15 protein-coding genes are annotated in these 17,343 nt (G+C 60.9%); 7 read left to right on the top strand and 8 right to left on the bottom strand.

Features of this window, described 5'->3' with window-relative positions; translation table 11 throughout:
* Nucleotides 1-98: 98 nt before the first annotated feature.
* From sigX to ppsA, 7 genes are all read right to left on the bottom strand, one after another.
* Nucleotides 99-689 carry an RNA polymerase sigma factor SigX gene (gene sigX, locus AC07OJ_RS15980; protein WP_003193286.1) on the bottom strand — a complete coding sequence of 197 codons (591 nt, stop codon included), beginning with the start codon at nt 687-689 and terminating at the stop codon, nt 99-101.
* A gap of 87 nt (nt 690-776) precedes the next feature.
* Complete coding sequence (locus AC07OJ_RS15975; protein WP_003175519.1) at nt 777-1,601, bottom strand: mechanosensitive ion channel family protein; 825 nt, start codon at nt 1,599-1,601, stop codon at nt 777-779.
* 2 nt (nt 1,602-1,603) lie between these two features.
* On the bottom strand, nt 1,604-1,849 hold the full coding sequence (locus AC07OJ_RS15970; protein WP_005790375.1) for a hypothetical protein: 246 nt from the start codon (nt 1,847-1,849) through the stop codon (nt 1,604-1,606).
* Nucleotides 1,850-1,935: 86 nt separating this feature from the next.
* A complete protein-coding gene (locus AC07OJ_RS15965) occupies nt 1,936-2,931 on the bottom strand; it encodes a zinc transporter ZntB (RefSeq protein ID WP_213553521.1) in 996 nt (331 codons plus the stop codon).
* 25 nt (nt 2,932-2,956) lie between these two features.
* Nucleotides 2,957-3,448, bottom strand: a complete 492-nt coding sequence (gene rraA, locus AC07OJ_RS15960) for a ribonuclease E activity regulator RraA (protein ID WP_032887592.1) — start codon at nt 3,446-3,448, stop codon at nt 2,957-2,959.
* A gap of 188 nt (nt 3,449-3,636) precedes the next feature.
* Entirely contained in the window at nt 3,637-4,626 is a 990-nt protein-coding gene (locus AC07OJ_RS15955) for an alpha/beta fold hydrolase (RefSeq protein WP_495094791.1), read from the bottom strand.
* Nucleotides 4,627-4,732: 106 nt separating this feature from the next.
* A complete protein-coding gene (gene ppsA / locus AC07OJ_RS15950) occupies nt 4,733-7,108 on the bottom strand; it encodes a phosphoenolpyruvate synthase (protein WP_106802940.1) in 2,376 nt (791 codons plus the stop codon).
* 178 nt (nt 7,109-7,286) lie between these two features.
* Here ppsA and ppsR point away from each other — a divergent pair, with 178 nt between their 5' ends.
* The gene (ppsR, locus tag AC07OJ_RS15945) at nt 7,287-8,105 is read left to right on the top strand and encodes a posphoenolpyruvate synthetase regulatory kinase/phosphorylase PpsR (protein ID WP_034128357.1); all 819 of its coding nucleotides are present in this window, start codon (nt 7,287-7,289) and stop codon (nt 8,103-8,105) included.
* A 166-nt stretch (nt 8,106-8,271) separates the two neighbouring features.
* Here ppsR and AC07OJ_RS15940 read toward each other — a convergent pair whose 3' ends face one another.
* Nucleotides 8,272-9,696, bottom strand: a complete 1,425-nt coding sequence (locus AC07OJ_RS15940) for an aminotransferase-like domain-containing protein (RefSeq protein WP_495094790.1) — start codon at nt 9,694-9,696, stop codon at nt 8,272-8,274.
* Between the two features lie 160 nt (nt 9,697-9,856).
* Between AC07OJ_RS15940 and AC07OJ_RS15935 the strand changes: the two genes are divergently transcribed.
* From AC07OJ_RS15935 to AC07OJ_RS15910, 6 genes are all read left to right on the top strand, one after another.
* Complete coding sequence (locus tag AC07OJ_RS15935; protein ID WP_162946161.1) at nt 9,857-10,750, top strand: DMT family transporter; 894 nt, start codon at nt 9,857-9,859, stop codon at nt 10,748-10,750.
* A gap of 35 nt (nt 10,751-10,785) precedes the next feature.
* Nucleotides 10,786-12,648 carry a molybdopterin-synthase adenylyltransferase MoeB gene (gene moeB, locus AC07OJ_RS15930; protein WP_495094789.1) on the top strand — a complete coding sequence of 621 codons (1,863 nt, stop codon included), beginning with the start codon at nt 10,786-10,788 and terminating at the stop codon, nt 12,646-12,648.
* Between the two features lie 24 nt (nt 12,649-12,672).
* The gene (locus AC07OJ_RS15925) at nt 12,673-13,587 is read left to right on the top strand and encodes a PLP-dependent cysteine synthase family protein (RefSeq protein ID WP_065909869.1); all 915 of its coding nucleotides are present in this window, start codon (nt 12,673-12,675) and stop codon (nt 13,585-13,587) included.
* Nucleotides 13,588-13,619: 32 nt separating this feature from the next.
* Nucleotides 13,620-14,612 (top strand): serine O-acetyltransferase, encoded by a 993-nt coding sequence (locus tag AC07OJ_RS15920; protein WP_495094788.1) that lies wholly within the window; start codon nt 13,620-13,622, stop codon nt 14,610-14,612.
* A 2-nt stretch (nt 14,613-14,614) separates the two neighbouring features.
* Nucleotides 14,615-15,343, top strand: a complete 729-nt coding sequence (locus tag AC07OJ_RS15915) for an alanyl-tRNA editing protein (RefSeq protein ID WP_120449467.1) — start codon at nt 14,615-14,617, stop codon at nt 15,341-15,343.
* Between the two features lie 245 nt (nt 15,344-15,588).
* Entirely contained in the window at nt 15,589-17,334 is a 1,746-nt protein-coding gene (locus tag AC07OJ_RS15910; RefSeq protein WP_065909509.1) for an ABC transporter permease, read from the top strand.
* Nucleotides 17,335-17,343 lie beyond the last annotated feature (9 nt).

The raw sequence follows: 17,343 nt of genomic DNA, 5'->3' as shown, positions 1-17,343 counted from the left end.
CCCCATCTGGTGATTGTAAAGCAGTCCCACAAACCGGGGGACAACTCGGCGACAAGTCTAACAGAACTTGCCTACACGTAAGAGATATTTGCCACGCACTAAGTTTCAGTCTCGCCCGCAAATTTCTCACGTAATTTATCTAGAGCACGTTTGTAACGCATTTTTGTAGCACTCAAACCCATGTGCATGATGTCGGCGATTTCCTGAAATTCAAGCTCTGCGACAAATCGTAGCACCAGAATTTCACGGTCAATCGGGTTCACATGCACCAACCAGCGATCGAGCCCGCCCTTCTCCTCGGGTGCCGGCGCCTTTTCTTCAGACGCTTCCTCAAGGGGGTCCAGACTCAAGGCGTCCATCAAGCGACGCTTTCGCCGTTCCTTCCGATACTGCGTGATGCACTCGTTGTACGTGATGCTGTATAGCCATGTCTTGAACTTCGATTTGCCCTCGAAGTTCTTCAGGCCGTACAGCACCTTGAGCATCACTTCCTGACAGACATCGTCCGCATCTCTATCGTTCCCTAAATACCTTGAACAAACGTTGAACAAAGTGCGTTGATATCTGCGCATCAATTCTTCGTACGCGCGAGTTACGTGAAACAGCTCCGTGTGCGAGCGCGCGACCAACTCCTCATCAGAGAGCTCACGGGGGTCATAGCGCGTGGACAGCGTTTGGGCTTTATTCAAAACAAGTCGTGCCGACAGTCAGGTCAATGTCCGCCACAGCCCGGTCAGCCGGGTTTGCGGCGGCGTACATTAGCAGGGTTTGCCGGATTAGCGGCTACTGACCTGCTGCTCCAGGAGAATCCGATTGGACAGCGACACCAGGTCGCCGTCATCGGTCAGCACTGTCGTCTTGACTGTGCCGATCTCCTCGATTTGCCCTTCGACCTCGCCTACACGCACCTGTTGCCCTACCTGATACAACTCACGCACATAGATTCCCGCAAGAATCTGTCCGGCAATTTCCCGGCTTCCCAACCCCATGGCCAGCGCAACTGCCAGACCAACGGTAATCAAAACAATCACAATCACGTGGTTGAGCAGGTCAGTCTTGACCTCCAACTGGCTGATCGCGACCGAAATACTGATGATGATCACCAGCCCCTGGGCGATACGCCCCAGGCCAGCAGCATAGTCCAACCCCACGCCTTCGGCGGCGCCGCGCACCAGCCCATTGGCCAGTTGCGCCAGCAAAACACCTACCAGCAGTACCAGCGCGCCGCCGAAAACCTTCGGCAAATACAGCGCCAGCATGTCGAGCGTAGCTGAAACTCGCTCAAGTCCAAGTGATTGGGCCGCAGAAACCAGAAAAATCAGCAAAACGAACCAATAGACGATCTTGCCGATCAGGGTAGAGATCGGCACCTGCAGCCCGGCACGGCCCAACAGCTTGGTCAGGCCGGTGCCTGCCATCAAGCGATCCAGGCCCAATTTTGCAAGCAATTTGGACAGCAGGGTGTCGAGCAGCTTGGCCACGACAAAGCCCAGCAATACCAGGACCAGGGCACCAAACAGGTTGGGAATGAAATTCGCCACCTTGGTCCACAATGCGGTCATCGCGGTGACCAGGCTCTGGGTCCAGAGATCAAGTTCCATATTCAATCAGCCTTATCAGCAGTGCGAGCAAGAGGTTTACGACGGGAAACCGGTGATACGTGGGCCGAACCGTTGTTCAGGGCCATCATCAACGCCGGCAGCCAACGGCCGAGCAGACCGAACAAGTCCCCCGCCCCCACCTGACGGTTGGCGGTTTTCAACACGCGGCCCAGGCAGGCGTCGTCGTCACGGTTGGACGGCGACGCATTGAGCATGTCACGCAAAGACTGTTCGAACGGATCGTGCATAAAGACCTCTCGCAAGTGTTTTAAAAGACGAGGGTAAAATTCTTGGGGTCACATAGGACCCTTCCTACGTTCAGGTCATATTCAGCTCAAACCCAGCGCAATCGTCGAAATAGCCACCATTGTCCGAGCGCAACCGACACCATCAACAGGCACGCAATCACGAATCCATAGGGGCTGGCGGAGAACGGTATCCCGCCCACATTTATACCCAACAAACCGGTCAGGAAACTCATCGGCAGGAAGATCCCGGTGATGATCCCGAAGCGATACATGGTGCGGTTCATGCGTACGCTCAAGCGCCGGTCTTCGGTCTCAAGCACAAGCCCCACGCGCTCCCGGGTCAATTCGAGCTCTTCCAGGTAGCGGGTCAGGCTGTTGTTCAATTCGTTCCAGTAGTCGGCATCGTCATCACAAAACCACGGCAACCTGATCCGCGTAAGCTGGGCAAAAATTTCCCGCTGCGGCGACAGGAATCGCTTGAGCCCGGCCGCTCTGCGGCGGATCTGCAAGACACTGCCATGCTCCGGCGTGTACCGTTCGTCGGCATCGAGTTTTTCTTCCTCTACGTCGACGATTTCAGACAGGTCGGTGACCAGATCCTGCACTTTATGGGTTAGGTACTGGGCCATATAAAGGATGAGTTCCGAGGCCGTCTTCGGCCCTTTGCCCTCCGCCAGCTGCACCAACAGCTCATCGGTGGCGCGCAGTGGACGCAGGCGCAACGAAATCACCCGACTGGCGGCCGCAAAGATGCGCACCGACACCATGTCTTCTGGCTCAGCTCCCGGGTTGAGGTTGATCCCGCGCAGGAACAGCAGCAATTCCGAGTCCGGCAACGGCAACAGGCGCGGGCGGGTGTTCTCCTCCAGCAACAGGTCACAGGCAAACTCGCTCAAGCCGCTGGATTTGCGCAGCCAGGTCTGGGTTTGCGGATGACTGCGGTCCCAGTGCAGCCACAGGCTTTCCTGGGGCTGCAGTTGCAAGTCGTCGAGCTCAGTCCGGGCAATCGAACGCGCACCGCCTTTACCGTCCAGCACCAGGGCATGCACCAGCCCCCACTGCGCGTTTTCTTCCTCGAACATCCTTACCCCTGTCGTCTATTGCGGTTTATTCAGGCATTTTCAGCGGGCTTGGCGAGACGATCACACCGTTGTTGTCGGCGTAGATGTACTCGCCCGGGCGGAACGTCACACCGGCAAAGGTGACCACCACGTTCAAGTCGCCGATGCCGCGCTTGTCGGTCTTCATCGGATGGCTGGCCAGGGCCTGCACTCCCAGGTCGGTCTGGGCGATAACGTCGACGTCACGGATGCAGCCGTAGATCACCAGCCCTTCCCAACCGTTTTTCGCGGCTTTTTCGGCGATCATATCGCCCAGCAGCGCGCGGCGCAGGGAACCGCCGCCGTCCACCACCAGCACCTTGCCAGCGCCCGGCTGGTCGGCCTGCTCCTTGACGAGGGAGTTATCTTCGAAGCACTTGATGGTGACGATCTCGCCACCGAAAGAGTCTCGGCCGCCGAAATTGCTGAACATCGGCTCGACCACCTGCACCAGGTCCGGGTAGGCGTCGCACAGGTCGGGGGTCACGTAATGGTTCATTGAAAAATTCCTTTCCGTCAAAGAAGTGTCTTTCGAAAGAAGCACGGGCCGAAGCAGGTGCGAAACATCCCATCCGCCTGGCCGCAACGCAATAGCCACTGCGCGACTGAATATGACCAGAAGCGTTTACCGCGTCATATCTTAGCCGCAACCACACACGAGTGAAACGCCCTTGGCAGAGCGTTGCGTCAAACGCTGGCCGCGACCTCGGCCGGGGCGCCGAACAACGGTGTCAGCGGATCTTTCAGCCATTGCGCCACCAGCGGCCACACTTCTATTTGTGCGGCTTTGCTGACCAGCATCTCCACATGCCCGAAATCACCGGTAAAACCTTGCTCACGCCCCAGGCACAGGTACTGGCGATGCTGCGAACCGATTTGTTCGAACAACTTGCGGCAGGCCCAATCGGGGTCCTGGTGGTCGCCTGCAGCACTGACGGCCAGCAGCGGCACGTCAACGTCGGCCAGGCCTTTCCACCAATCCTGCTTGCCTTCGCCAAAGCGGCCAAACAGGCCATTCCAACGCATGGCTTCGACCAGCACGCCTGCCGGCTCGTCCTCCGGGCCGCGCTTGAGCCGCGAGCCGGACAGTTGACCAAAACGCTTGAGCAGCAAGCGGCCGGTCCACTCCACCGGCGGGATTTTCAACGGCCAGTGGGTGCGACTGACCTGACAGCCAAACAGGGCCACCGAGGCCACCGCCGGCGCGCCAAGATGCTGCCCGCCGAGGGCCGCCGCCAGGGTCGTGCCGCCAAGGGAGTGGCCGATCCAATGCGGGATCTGCGCACTTTGCTCGCGCACAAACGCACCAATCGCCGGCAAATCGTAACGCGCGTAATCGGCGACGCGGTTCCTGGCGTAGTCGTGATTGCGCCGCGACAGGCCATGGCCGCGCATTTCCGGGATCCACACGTCGAATCCCTGGCGCGCCAGGTAAGCCCCCAGGCCGATCCCTTTGGGCGAATACCAGAAGCGCCGATTGGAAAAACTGCCATGCAACAAAATGACCGGGATGCCCCGGTTTTCCGGGACATCGGCCAAGCCCAAACGGGTAACGGCCAACTCGACGGTACCGTCGGGGCTGTTGCCGGGTTTGAGGCGATACACATCTTCACTCAGGTCGCCACGACGTTCAGCGCTGATCAAGGCGACGGGAAACAGGTTGCTGCTGCTTTGCATAATGCTCTTGCACAAAAAAGGGCGGCGTCCGGAAGGAGTTCCGCCCTGCACAGATAAGAATGCCGGTCACCCTTGACGGGTGACCGGCACTTTTGACGTATCGACCTTAAGCCGAAGCTTGGCCTTCGGCCAGGAAGAACCAGGTTTCCAGCACGGAATCGGGGTTCAGCGAGACGCTTTCGATGCCCTGCTCCATCAGCCATTTGGCCAGGTCAGGGTGATCGGAAGGGCCTTGGCCGCAAATCCCGATGTACTTGCCGGCCTTGTTGCAGGCCTGGATGGCGTTGGCCAACAGCTTCTTGACGGCCGGGTTACGCTCATCGAACAGGTGGGCGATGATCCCGGAGTCGCGGTCCAGGCCCAGGGTCAGCTGGGTCAGGTCGTTGGAACCGATGGAGAAACCGTCGAAGAATTCCAGGAACTCTTCGGCAAGGATCGCGTTGGACGGCAATTCGCACATCATGATGACGCGCAGGCCGTTTTCACCCCGGGACAAGCCGTTTTCGGCCAGCAGGTCCACCACCTGGCTCGCTTCGCCCAGGGTGCGCACGAAGGGCACCATGATCTCGACGTTGGTCAGGCCCATCTCGTTACGCACGCGCTTGAGGGCGCGGCATTCGAGTTCGAAGCAGTCACGGAACGCTTCGCTGATGTAACGCGAGGCGCCACGGAAACCCAGCATCGGGTTTTCTTCTTCCGGCTCGTAGAGCTTGCCGCCGATCAGGTTGGCGTATTCGTTGGACTTGAAGTCCGACAGCCGCACGATGACCTTTTTCGGGTAGAACGCCGCTGCCAGGGTGCTGATGCCTTCCACCAGCTTCTCGACGTAGAAGCCCACTGGGTCGTTGTAGCCGGCGATGCGCTTGTCGACGCTTTCCTTGATGTCCAGCGGCAGGCCGTCGTAGTTCAACAGGGCCTTGGGGTGCACGCCGATCATGCGGTTGATGATGAATTCCAGGCGGGCCAGGCCCACACCGGCGTTCGGCAACTGCGCGAAGTCGAAGGCGCGGTCCGGGTTGCCGACGTTCATCATGATCTTGAACGGCAGGTCAGGCATGGCGTCGATGGAGTTTTGCTTGATGTCGAAGCCCAGTTCGCCTTCGAAGATGAAACCGGTGTCGCCTTCAGCGCAGGACACGGTCACGCCCTGGCCGTCCTTGAGCAGTTGGGTCGCGTTGCCGCAACCCACTACCGCAGGAATCCCCAGCTCACGCGCGATGATCGCCGCGTGGCAGGTACGCCCGCCACGGTTGGTGACGATGGCGCTGGCACGCTTCATCACCGGTTCCCAGTCCGGGTCGGTCATGTCGGACACCAGCACGTCGCCTGGCTGGACTTTGTCCATCTCGGACACGTCCTTGATGATCCGCACCTTGCCGGCGCCGATGCGCTGGCCGATGGCACGGCCTTCCACCAGCACGGTGCCGGTTTCCTTGAGCAGGTAGCGTTCCATGACGTTGGCCGAAGTGCGGCTTTTCACGGTTTCCGGACGTGCCTGCACGATGTACAGCTTGCCGTCGTCACCGTCCTTGGCCCATTCGATGTCCATCGGGCACTTGTAGTGCTTCTCGATGATCATCGCCTGCTTGGCCAACTCGCTGACTTCAGCGTCGGTCAGGCAGAAGCGCGCGCGCTCGGCCTTGTCGACTTCAACGGTTTTCACCGAGCGACCGGCCTTGGCCTCGTCGCCGTAGATCATCTTGATGGCCTTGCTGCCCAGGTTGCGGCGCAGGATGGCCGGGCGACCCGCTTCAAGGGTGCCCTTGTGTACGTAGAATTCGTCGGGGTTGACCGCGCCTTGTACGACGGTTTCGCCCAGGCCGTAGGCGCCGGTGATGAACACCACGTCACGGAAACCCGATTCGGTATCCAGGGTGAACATCACGCCGGCGGTGCCGGTTTCCGAACGCACCATGCGCTGCACGCCGGCAGACAGGGCCACCAGCTTGTGGTCGAAACCCTGGTGCACGCGGTAGGAAATGGCGCGATCGTTGAACAGCGAGGCGAACACTTCCTTGGCCGCGCGGATCACGTTTTCCACGCCACGGATATTAAGGAAGGTTTCCTGCTGGCCGGCGAAGGACGCGTCCGGCAAGTCTTCGGCGGTGGCCGAGGAGCGCACGGCAACCGCCATGTCCGGGTTGCCGGCCGAGAGCGTCGCGAAGGCGCTGCGGATTTCTTCGTTGAGCTTCTCGGGGAACTCGGCGTCCATGATCCACTGGCGGATCTGGGCACCGGTCTTGGCCAGGGCGTTGACGTCATCGACGTCCAGAGCGTCCAGCGCGGCGTGGATCTGAGCGTTGAGGCCGCTCAGCTCAAGGAAATCGCGGTAAGCCTGGGCCGTGGTGGCGAAACCACCGGGCACCGATACACCAGCGCCTGCAAGATTACTGATCATCTCGCCGAGGGATGCGTTCTTGCCCCCCACGTGCTCTACATCATGGACGCCGAGCTTATCGAGGGAAACTACGTACTCTACCAAGGTGATCTCTCCACTTTCTGTGTTGGAAAAGCTCAGGACGCCGGCGGCTCAGTAGGAGCTAACGCCAGCGCTTGTGGCCTGGACCTGGAAAATAAGTGAGAATGCGGCCCACTGCGGGACGGCAAAATCGCGCCTATCATATCCAAGATTCGCCATCAGCTTAAGGCCCAGGGCTCAAATGAAACGATCTGCTTTCTTTATCTCCGACGGCACCGGCATTACAGCCGAAACACTGGGTCAAAGCCTGCTCGCGCAGTTCGAAAACATTACCTTCGCCAAATTCACGCGGCCCTACATCGACAGCGTGGATAAAGCGCGGGCCATGGTACAACAAATCAATCTGGCGGCTGAAAAAGACGGCTTTCGCCCGATCATTTTCGACACCATCGTCAATCAAGACATCCGTGAGATCCTCGCAACCTCCAATGGTTTCATGATCGACATCTTCTCGACCTTCCTGGCGCCACTGGAGCAGGAGTTGAGTGAACATTCCTCCTATTCGGTCGGAAAGTCCCATTCCATCGGGCATAACTCCAACTATATGGAGCGTATCGAGGCGGTGAACTTCGCCCTCGACAACGACGACGGCGCCCGCACGCACTACTACGACAAGGCCGACCTGATCCTGGTCGGCGTGTCGCGTTGCGGCAAGACCCCGACCTGCCTGTACATGGCCATGCAATTCGGCATCCGTGCGGCCAACTACCCGCTGACCGAGGACGACATGGAGCACCTGACGTTGCCCACCGCCCTGCGCGCCCATTCGCACAAGCTGTTTGGCCTGACCATCGACCCGGACCGCCTCACCGCGATCCGCAACGAACGCAAGCCCAACAGCCGCTACTCCAGCTATGCCCAGTGCGAATTCGAAGTGCGCGAAGTGGAAAATCTGTTCCGCCGCGAAAACATTGCGCATATCAATTCCACGCATTTCTCGGTGGAAGAGATTTCGGCGAAGATTTTGGTGGAGAAGGGCGTGGAGCGGCGCTTCAAGTAATACAGGCAGGCGCTGACTGTGGCGAGCGGGCTTGCCCCGCGTTGGGCGGCGAAGCAGCCCCCTTCAAGATGAATGCGGTGTGTCAGACGGTCCTCAGCGACGGGTTTTGGGGCTGCCAGGCAGCCCAACGCGGGGCAAGCCCGCTCGCCACAAGGACCGCCGTCATCTACAGGTGAAAGCGCCCGCCGCCCTGCCCCAGCGCGGTGGCCAGCGCATCAAACCCCGCCCGCAACAACTGATCATCCCCCGACGTATTGCAGATGCTCGCGCGGATAAACTGCGGCACCGCCGTCTGTCCCACGGCAAAGGCCTCGGCGGTGGCGATCAGGTAGTTGTTCTGCTTGAGTTCCGCCTCGATTTCCGACGCGCGCCACGGCTCCGGCACTTCGATCCAGAAATGCGGGCTGTTCAGGTGGGTGCGGTATCGCAGGCCCGCCAACAAATCCTGCACCAACGCCTTGCGCCGGCTGATCTCGTTGATCTGCTGGCGCAGCAGGTATTCCGCCGTGCCGTTTTCGATCCACTGGGTGGCCAGCTCCAGGGTCACCGGCGTGGCCATCCAACAGGTGGAGCGCAACGCCGCCGAGATACGGCTGACCAGCGCCGGTGGCGCATGCACATAACCCACACGCAGCCCGGCCGACACCGCCTTGCTCAAACTGCTGATCAAAATCGTACGTTCAGGGGCGAAATGACTGAGGGGTGGCGGCCGGTCTTCCACCAGGACGCCGTGGGCTTCGTCCTCGAGGATCAACAGATTGTGTTCGCGGCACACCTTCACCAGCGCTTCGCGCCGCGCCACCGATAACACCGCCGTGGTCGGGTTCTGGATGGTCGGCGTGCAATACAGCGCCGACACCCGGTGATTACGACAGACCTCATCCAGCGCGCTCGGCAGCACACCTTCCTCATCCATCTCCAGGCCGATCAAGCGTACGCCGAGCATGCGCGCGGCGGTGATCAGCCCTGGGTAAGTAAGTTGTTCGGTCACCACCGTGTCGCCGGCGCGCAACAGCGCCATCATCGCGCAGAGCAGGCCATGCTGGCCGCCGTTGACGCAGATGACCTGTTCAGGGATCGGGTGAAAATCGCGCTGCACCAACCACTGCGCGCCCGCATCGCGATAACGCGGCAGGCCGGCATCCGGGGTATAGGCGCTGATGTCCTGGAGGAACTTGGCATTGGTCGACAGGGTTTGGAGGCTCTGGGCCAGGAAGGCGGTTTCCTGCCCCGGAATATGCATGTTGCGGCTCATGTCGAAGTACTGGCGCGGCTCCTCGCTGAAATTGCGAAAGCCTTCATCACGCTGGCGCTCCATCCCACGCTTGCGCACGAATGTGCCGTCACCCACCCGCGCCACTACCAGCCCGAGGCGTTCCAGTTCGCCGTAGGCCCGGCTGATGGTACCGATGGTCACCCCGAGATTGTCGGAAAGCACCCGATGGGGCGGCAGTTTTCGTCCGGGTTCAATCAAGCCTTCGAGGATGCCCCGTTCCATGACATCGGACAGGCGCTTGTACTTCACGCCCTGCCCGTTGGACAACCCCTCACGCATAATTGACACCATGTCAATATTTGTTTTGACAGCCATCTTTCGCCCTAATAGTGTGCTTTTACGGGTTCAATCGCCGAATTTTACAACTCATTACAAGCTCAATATAGAGTTCAATTTCGGCTCAGGGAAGCAATAAACGATGCCAATGTCCGCCGTTCTCGAAAACACCGCGAAAACAAAAACCCAAAAACAGTGGTTGGCCGCACTGGTCACCAGCGTGATGTTCCTGATCGTGTGCCTGAGTTGGGGCACCACTTGGCTGGGGATCAAGATTGCCGTGGAGAGCGTGCCGCCGCTGACCTCCGCCGGCCTGCGCTTCCTGATCGCCTTCCCGCTGTTCCTGTGTTTTGCCCTGGTGCGCCGCGAGCCGATCCTGTTTCCTCGCGAGAGCCGCTGGTTCTTCGTATTCGTGACGCTGTCGTACTTCAGCGTGCCGTACTACCTGCTCAACTACGGTGAAATGCACGTGTCGTCGGGCCTCACTGCCTTGCTGTTCAGCTGCATGCCGGTGTTTATCCTGATCTTCTCGGCGCTGTTCCTGCGCGAGCGCATCTACTTTTCCCAGGTCGTCGGCATCGGCATCGGTTTCGGCAGCCTCTACATGATCATCAAGAGCCAGGGCCTGCACCTGGACCACGCCGAGTTCTTCGGGGTGCTGGCAATTCTGACCGCCGCGATCATGCATGCCTTGTGCTACGTCATTACCAAGCAGAAAGGCAGCGCCATCAGCGTGATCACCTACAACACCCTGCCCATCGGCATCGCCGGGTTGATGCTGTTCGTGGCCGGCCTGTTTTTTGAAGCACCGACCTTCGATGCCATCACCCTGCGCTCCTGGAGCGCGCTGTTCTACCTGGGGCTGGTGGCGTCGGTGGGCGGCTTCATCGTGTATTTCATGCTGCTCAAGCGCTTGAGCCCGATCATTCTGTCGTTCGTGTTCATCATTTTCCCGGTGTTCGCGGTGATCATCGGCGCCTGGTACGAAGGCGTGGCGATTTCCCGCGACCTGATGCTGTACTCGGCCATCCTCCTGGCCGGCTTTGCGATCACCAAATTGCCGATTGAAAAACTCCTGGCCAAGAAAAATTGACCGGCCCGGCCCTCCCACCACAACGCGAGAGAAACATGGACGTCCTCCGCCCCCTTGCCCTCGAACAGATCTACGCCCACGCCAGCCGCAGCTACCCCGAGGAATGCTGTGGCTTCGTGTTTGCCGATGGCAGCGTGTACCTGGGCAGCAATATCCAGAATGAGCTGCACCGCAGGAACCCCGAGATGTATGCGCGCAGCGCCGCCAACGGCTACACGTTTTCAGTGGCCGACACGCTGTTGATGAACAAAGCGTTTCGCAGCGACAACCCGGTGGTGGTGATCTACCACTCCCATCCGGACGTTGGCGCCTATTTCAGCGACGAGGACCAGGACAAGGCCCTTTTCATGGGCGAGCCGATCTACCCGGTCAGTTACCTGGTGGTCGATGTCCGCCAGGGCCAGGCCCTGGCCTCCAAGCTGTTTGCCTGGGACGGCCAGCATTTCGCTCCTCACCCCTTCAACGACCTGCACACGGAGTTGTCCATGAACGCTGTCTCTTTCCCCGACATTCTGGTTCGCGTGGCCAAGCTGCCGGAATCGACCCTCGAGGGCACCGGATCGACATTGCGCGAAGTCATTGAAAACCTCTGCAGCAGCCACCCACAGCTGCGCCCGCACCTGTTTCACGAAGCCAACAACCAGCTCAAGGAACACTTCCTGTTTACCGCCGAGGAAGAACTGATCGGCGCCGATGACCGGTTGCCGGAGAAGGCCAGGATCGAAGTGCTGCTCGCCACGTCCGGCGGCATCGACGTCGACACCCTGAGTAATGAAGAAGTACAGCGCTACGTGCGCCACATCACCCTGCCCGGCGTCGGTCGCGAAGGCCAGTTGAACCTGAAAAAAGCCAAGGTGCTGATCATCGGCACCGGCGGCCTGGGCTCGCCCATCAGCCTGTACCTGGCGGCGGCTGGCGTCGGCACCCTGGGCCTGGTGGATTTCGACGTGGTGGAAAGCAGCAACCTGCAACGCCAGATCGTGCACGGCAACAGCACCCTGGGCATGCCCAAGGTCGAATCCGCCAGGCAGCGCCTGCAGGACCTCAACCGTCATATCCAGATCAACGCCCACGATACCGCCTTGACGGCCGACAACGCCCTGGAACTGGTGGGCGCCTATGACCTGGTGATCGACGGCACCGACAATTTCGACACCCGCTACCTGGTCAACGATGCTTGCGTGCAACTGGGCAAGCCCCTCGTATACGGTGCGATCTACCGTTTCGACGGGCAGATCAGCGTGCTCAACTATCAAGGCGGCCCGTGCTATCGCTGCCTGTTCCCCAGCGCCCCCCCGACGGAACTGGCCCCCAACTGCAGCGCCGGCGGGGTGATCGGCGTGCTGCCGGGAGTGGTCGGGATGATCCAGGCCACCGAGGCGATCAAATTGCTCATCGGCATCGGCGAGCCGCTGTCCGGCCGCTTGATGCGCTTCGATGCGCTGGCGATGAAGTTCAGCGAGATCCGTTTCAAGCGCCGCGCCGACTGCCCCTGCTGCTCCGAGCTGCGCCACACTGAAACCCGGGCGCCCGCGGTCTGTGCAGACGCCATGCCGAGCCAACCGTCGCTGGCCGAAGAGCGCTACATCAAGCCTCGCGTGCTCAAGCAGGTGCTCGAACACCACCGCAGCGCCGACGTCCTGCTGGACGTGCGCGATGCCAGCGAACTGGAGGTGTGCAAATTACCGGGGGTGGTGCATATCCCCCTGGCCGAACTGGATGGCCACCTCGACAGCCTCAGCCGGGACAATACTCACTACCTGATCTGCTACGCCGGCACCCGTGCCGAGCAAGCGGCCAGCACCCTGCTGGCGGCGGGTTTCGCCAACACCAAAGTCTTGCAAGGCGGTATGAAACACTGGGTTCGCGACGTCGAACCCGACATGCCTTTGTACTGACCTCCGGCCATGGGCTCCTACCTGATGCTGCATAACTCAATCCTCGACGCCATCGGCCACACGCCGATCGTGCGCATGGCGCAGTTTTCAGAAGACCTCGGCATCGAGGTCTACGCCAAACTCGAATCCCTCAACCCGGGCGGCAGCCACAAGGCGCGCATCGCCCTGGGCATGATCCTCGACGCCGAGCGCCGGGGCGTACTGATCCGCGACTCCGGGCAGACCATCATCGAGCCCAGCGGCGGCAATACCGGCATCGGCCTGGTGATGGCCGGCAATGTGCTCGGCTACAAAGTGGTGCTGGTGATCCCTGACAACTACAGCCCGGAAAAGCAGAAGCTGCTGCGCCTGTACGGCGCCAAGGTGGTGCTGTCGGACAGCCGCCTGGGCAACAATTCCCACGGCGAAAAGTGCATGGAGCTGCAACTCGAAAACCCCAGCTTCGTGATGCTCAACCAGCAACGCAACGGCGCCAACCCGCAAACCCATCGCGACACCACCGCACGGGAAATCCTCCGCGCCTTCGGTGATCGCCGGGTGGACTATTTCGTCAGCGGCATCGGCACCGGCGGCCATATCACCGGCATCGGCGAAACCCTGAAGGACGCCTGGCCAGCCATGCGCGTGATGGGCGTGGAGCCGGAAGAGTGCGACCTGCTGAAAAACCAGCACGCGCCGCACCATATCCAGGGCCTGTCGATCGGGCTGATCCCGAGCATCCTCAACCTGGACATCCTCGACGGCATGCTCAAGGTCTCGCGCCAGGAATGCATCGACATGATGAAACGCATCATGCGCACCGACGCCATCAGCCTGGGCCTGTCCTCTGCCGCGAACATGGTGGCCATCGCCAGGCTCGCCCCCGAACTGCCGCCCGAAACGGTGGTGCTGACCATGGTCTACGACAATGCCGACAGCTACCTGCCCAGTTTCGAATAATCGACAACCATCCAGCATACGGGGGTGCCTTCATGGGCGGCTTTATCGACATGCAACAGTTGCACGATGAGTTACTCACCCACCTCATCAAGACGCTCACGCCGGCGCAGATGAAGCAACTGGAGCCGCACCTGGCGCCGTTGATCCAGAACGCCGCCCAGGCGGTGGCCGAGGACCTCATCGCCTATGCCTACCGCGACCCGGCGTCGCGCGGGCGTGGCGAGTTGATCCTGGAATCCTACGCCTCGTTCAAGACGGTGTTGTACTACCGCCTCGCCCACCTGGTGTGGAATTTTCCTGACCAGATGAACGGCATGTTCTCGCGCATCGCCCTCAAGCTGAGCAACCAGGGCAAGGTCCTCTCCGGCGCCGAGATCCACCCAGCGGCGCGCATCGGCCGGCGCTTCGTGCTCGATCACGGCTACGGCACGGTGATCGGCGAGACCTGCGAGATCGGCAACGACTGCTACATCCTCTGCGGCGTCACGCTGGGCGCGCGCGGCATCGCCAACAACCCCGATGGCAAGCGTCATCCGCGCCTGGGCAACAACGTCGAAGTCGGTTCCGGCGCCCGCGTGCTGGGCTATGTGCTGATCGGCGACAACGTGTTTATCAGCCCCTCCTGCGTGATCACCCAGGACGTCCCGGCCGGCACCAAGGTCAAGGTGGTCAACCAGATCCAGCTGCAGAAAAACGATGAGTCGGACCACAGCAACTACCTCGGCGCCTTCGCCCTCGATGAGCGTTTGCACGTGGTCGGCGAGGTGAATGCCAGCCACAAGGTCACGGTGCTGGACGCCGACTTCCACGCCTTGCCGGGGCTGATGCTCGAACCCACGGTGAAGGAGCGCCATCACCTGCAGTTTCGCCTGCACCGCATCGAGTCGGGCAATCAACTGCCGCGCCTGCCGCTGAACCTCAAAGTGTGCGGGCCGGAATTTGAAATCACCCTGCTCTCTCCCCCTGGCTTGAGCGCGATGGTGCGCCACCTGCTGCAAGCCAGCCCACTGATTGTCGGAGGTTGAACATGTCCGTGCACACCATGGAAACCCTCGCGCTGTTTGACAGCGCGCCCTACCAGAACGCCTTCAGCGCGCGGGTGATCGCCGTCAGCGAACACGGCATCGCCCTGGAGCACACGCTGTTCTATCCAACGGGCGGCGGGCAACCGGGCGATACCGGCCACTTCACCCTGGCAGACGGCACTCGGGTCGAGGTCATCGGCACGGTGCGCGACGCGATGCAGCGCTCGATCATCTGGCACCAGGTGGAACACTGCCCCGACCCATTGATCGCCGGAGTACAGGTGGACGCCGGCATCGATTGGGCACGCCGCTATCAACACATGAAAATGCACACCTGCCTGCACCTGCTGTGCTCGCTCATCGACGCGCCGGTGACCGGCTGCAGCATCAGTGCCGACAAGGGCCGACTGGATTTCGACCTGCCGGAAATGACCCTCGACAAGGACACCCTCACCCGCGACCTGAACGCGCTGATCGCCCAGGCCCACGAGGTGAAGACCCTGTCGATGCCCGCCTCGGAATACGCCACCCTGCTGCAGATCACCCGCACCCAGGCGGTCGCACCGCCGGTGATCCAGGGCTCGGTACGGGTGATTGAAATTGGCGGTATTGACATCCAGCCGTGCGGCGGCACCCATGTGATCAACACCGAGGAAATCGGCCGGGTGTTCTGCGAAAAGATCGAGAAGAAGAGCAAGCACAACCGCCGGGTGATCCTGCGCTTTGAGTAACCGCCGAGTCGCGACCGGGGCGCCGCTGCCCAGGTCGCGGTTCGTACAGCAAACTGACAGCAAATTTATGCGCTTGTAACATTCAGAAACGTACAATTCCGCCAGCATCGTCGCGATGCCCCTGACTCACGGAGAAGAGCGTCCGCCCCTTCTCGGTGAGTCGTTCGTACAAAAGCTACGCTCATCCCCGTAACGCCCCTCTGACCCTGAACGCTGCTGGAATGACTGCCTATGAGCAACGGCCGATGAAAAAAGTATTCCGTCATTACATCCCCGCGTCCACGTTGCGCTTGCTCCCCAACCGCTGGGACCTGGTCGCCCTGCCGCTGGTGATCGGCTTCTTGCTGTTTTTCTCCATCACCGCCCGGGAGACGTGGGCTCCCATCGCCACCCTGCAGAGCGACGTGATTTCCCTCGACCCGGCCAACCTGCCGGAATACGCGATGCGCACCACCCTGCGCATGCTCGCGGCGATGGTCGCGGCGCTGGTTTTCACCCTGCTCTACGGCACCCTCGCGGCCAAGAGCCGGCGTGCCGAAAAACTGCTGGTGCCGGTGCTCGACATCCTGCAGTCGGTGCCCGTGCTCGGTTACATCTCGTTTACGGTGACGTTCTTCCTGTTGCTGTTCCCCGGCCGCGTGCTGGGAGCCGAATTCGCGGCAATCTTTGCGATTTTCACCAGCCAGGCCTGGAACATGACGTTCAGCTTCTACCAGTCCTTGCGCATGTTGCCCCATGACCTGGTCGAGGTATCCACCAACCTGCGGCTGTCCGGCTGGCAGAAGTTCTGGAAACTCGACGTGCCCTTCGCCATGCCAGGCATGGTCTGGAACATGATGATGAGCATGTCCGGCGGCTGGTTCTTCGTGGTTGCCTCCGAGGCGATCACCGTCGGCGACAAGACCATCACCCTGCCTGGCGTGGGTTCGTACCTGGCACTCGCCATCGCCCAGAAAGACCTGCACGCGGTGGGCTATGTGATCCTGGCGATGATCGCGGTGATCTTGATCTACGACCAGTTCCTGTTCCGGCCGCTGGTCGCCTGGGCCGACAAGTTCCGCATGGAGACCACCGCCTCACAGGGCATTGCGCCACAATCCTGGGTGCTCAATCTGGTCCAGCGCACGCGCGTGGTCCAACGCATCCTGCGCCCGGTGACCCGCACTATCAGCCGCCTGGGCAACAGGCGCTTCAGCCTGTCGCGCGGCGTGCGCACGGCAACGCCGGCGGCCAGTGCGACGCGGTCCAAAGTGATCGACTGGGTGTGGGGCGCGCTGATCGCGGTGCTCACCGCCTATGCGCTCTACCACATCGTGCGGTATGTCGGCACCGAGGTGACCTTCAGCGAAGTCGGGCACGTGTTTGTGCTGGGCCTGATCACCCTGCTGCGCGTCGCGGGGCTGATCCTGATTGCGTCGCTGATCTGGGTGCCGCTGGGCGTAATGATCGGCCTGCGACCGGCGCTGGCGGAAAAAATCCAGCCACTGGCGCAGTTTCTTGCGGCCTTCCCGGCGAACCTGCTGTTCCCGGTGTTTGTGATTGTGATCCTGCACTACGACCTCAATCCGGATATCTGGCTCAGCCCGCTGATCGTGCTCGGCACCCAGTGGTACATCCTGTTCAACGTGATCGCCGGCGCCAGCGCCTTCCCCAACGACTATAAGGAAGCGGCGGCCAACTTCCGCATTCGCGGCTGGCTGTGGTGGCGCAAGGTGATGTTGCCGGGCATCTTCCCGTACTACGTCACCGGCGCCATTACCGCGTCAGGCGGGGCGTGGAACGCCAGCATCGTTTCCGAGTACGTGTCCTGGGGCAAGGACACCGTGGTCGCCCACGGCCTGGGTGCCTACATCGCACAGACCACGGCGGCCGGCGACTTTCCAAAAATCGCGCTGGGCGTGGTGGTGATGTCGATCTTTGTGGTGGCGTTCAACCGTGCGGTCTGGCGGCCGATGTACGCCATGGCTGAAAACAAACTCCGCTTGAATTGATGGGATTCG

The organism is Pseudomonas sp. GW821-FHT09C08, assembly GCF_059418125.1.
The sequence above is the reverse complement of the archived record's forward strand: the minus strand, read 5'-3'. Positions and strand labels throughout refer to the sequence as shown.

Coding starts and splice junctions, on each gene's coding strand:
- AC07OJ_RS15975 (WP_003175519.1), bottom strand. CDS start 1,601: ATGGAACTTGATCTCTGGACCCAGAGCCTGGTCACCGCGATGACCGCA.
- AC07OJ_RS15965 (WP_213553521.1), bottom strand. CDS start 2,931: ATGTTCGAGGAAGAAAACGCGCAGTGGGGGCTGGTGCATGCCCTGGTG.
- moeB (WP_495094789.1), top strand. CDS start 10,786: ATGGACGTCCTCCGCCCCCTTGCCCTCGAACAGATCTACGCCCACGCC.
- AC07OJ_RS15925 (WP_065909869.1), top strand. CDS start 12,673: ATGCTGCATAACTCAATCCTCGACGCCATCGGCCACACGCCGATCGTG.
- AC07OJ_RS15955 (WP_495094791.1), bottom strand. CDS start 4,626: ATGCAAAGCAGCAGCAACCTGTTTCCCGTCGCCTTGATCAGCGCTGAA.
- AC07OJ_RS15970 (WP_005790375.1), bottom strand. CDS start 1,849: ATGCACGATCCGTTCGAACAGTCTTTGCGTGACATGCTCAATGCGTCG.
- AC07OJ_RS15940 (WP_495094790.1), bottom strand. CDS start 9,696: ATGGCTGTCAAAACAAATATTGACATGGTGTCAATTATGCGTGAGGGG.
- AC07OJ_RS15920 (WP_495094788.1), top strand. CDS start 13,620: ATGGGCGGCTTTATCGACATGCAACAGTTGCACGATGAGTTACTCACC.
- ppsR (WP_034128357.1), top strand. CDS start 7,287: ATGAAACGATCTGCTTTCTTTATCTCCGACGGCACCGGCATTACAGCC.
- AC07OJ_RS15915 (WP_120449467.1), top strand. CDS start 14,615: ATGTCCGTGCACACCATGGAAACCCTCGCGCTGTTTGACAGCGCGCCC.
- AC07OJ_RS15910 (WP_065909509.1), top strand. CDS start 15,589: ATGAAAAAAGTATTCCGTCATTACATCCCCGCGTCCACGTTGCGCTTG.
- rraA (WP_032887592.1), bottom strand. CDS start 3,448: ATGAACCATTACGTGACCCCCGACCTGTGCGACGCCTACCCGGACCTG.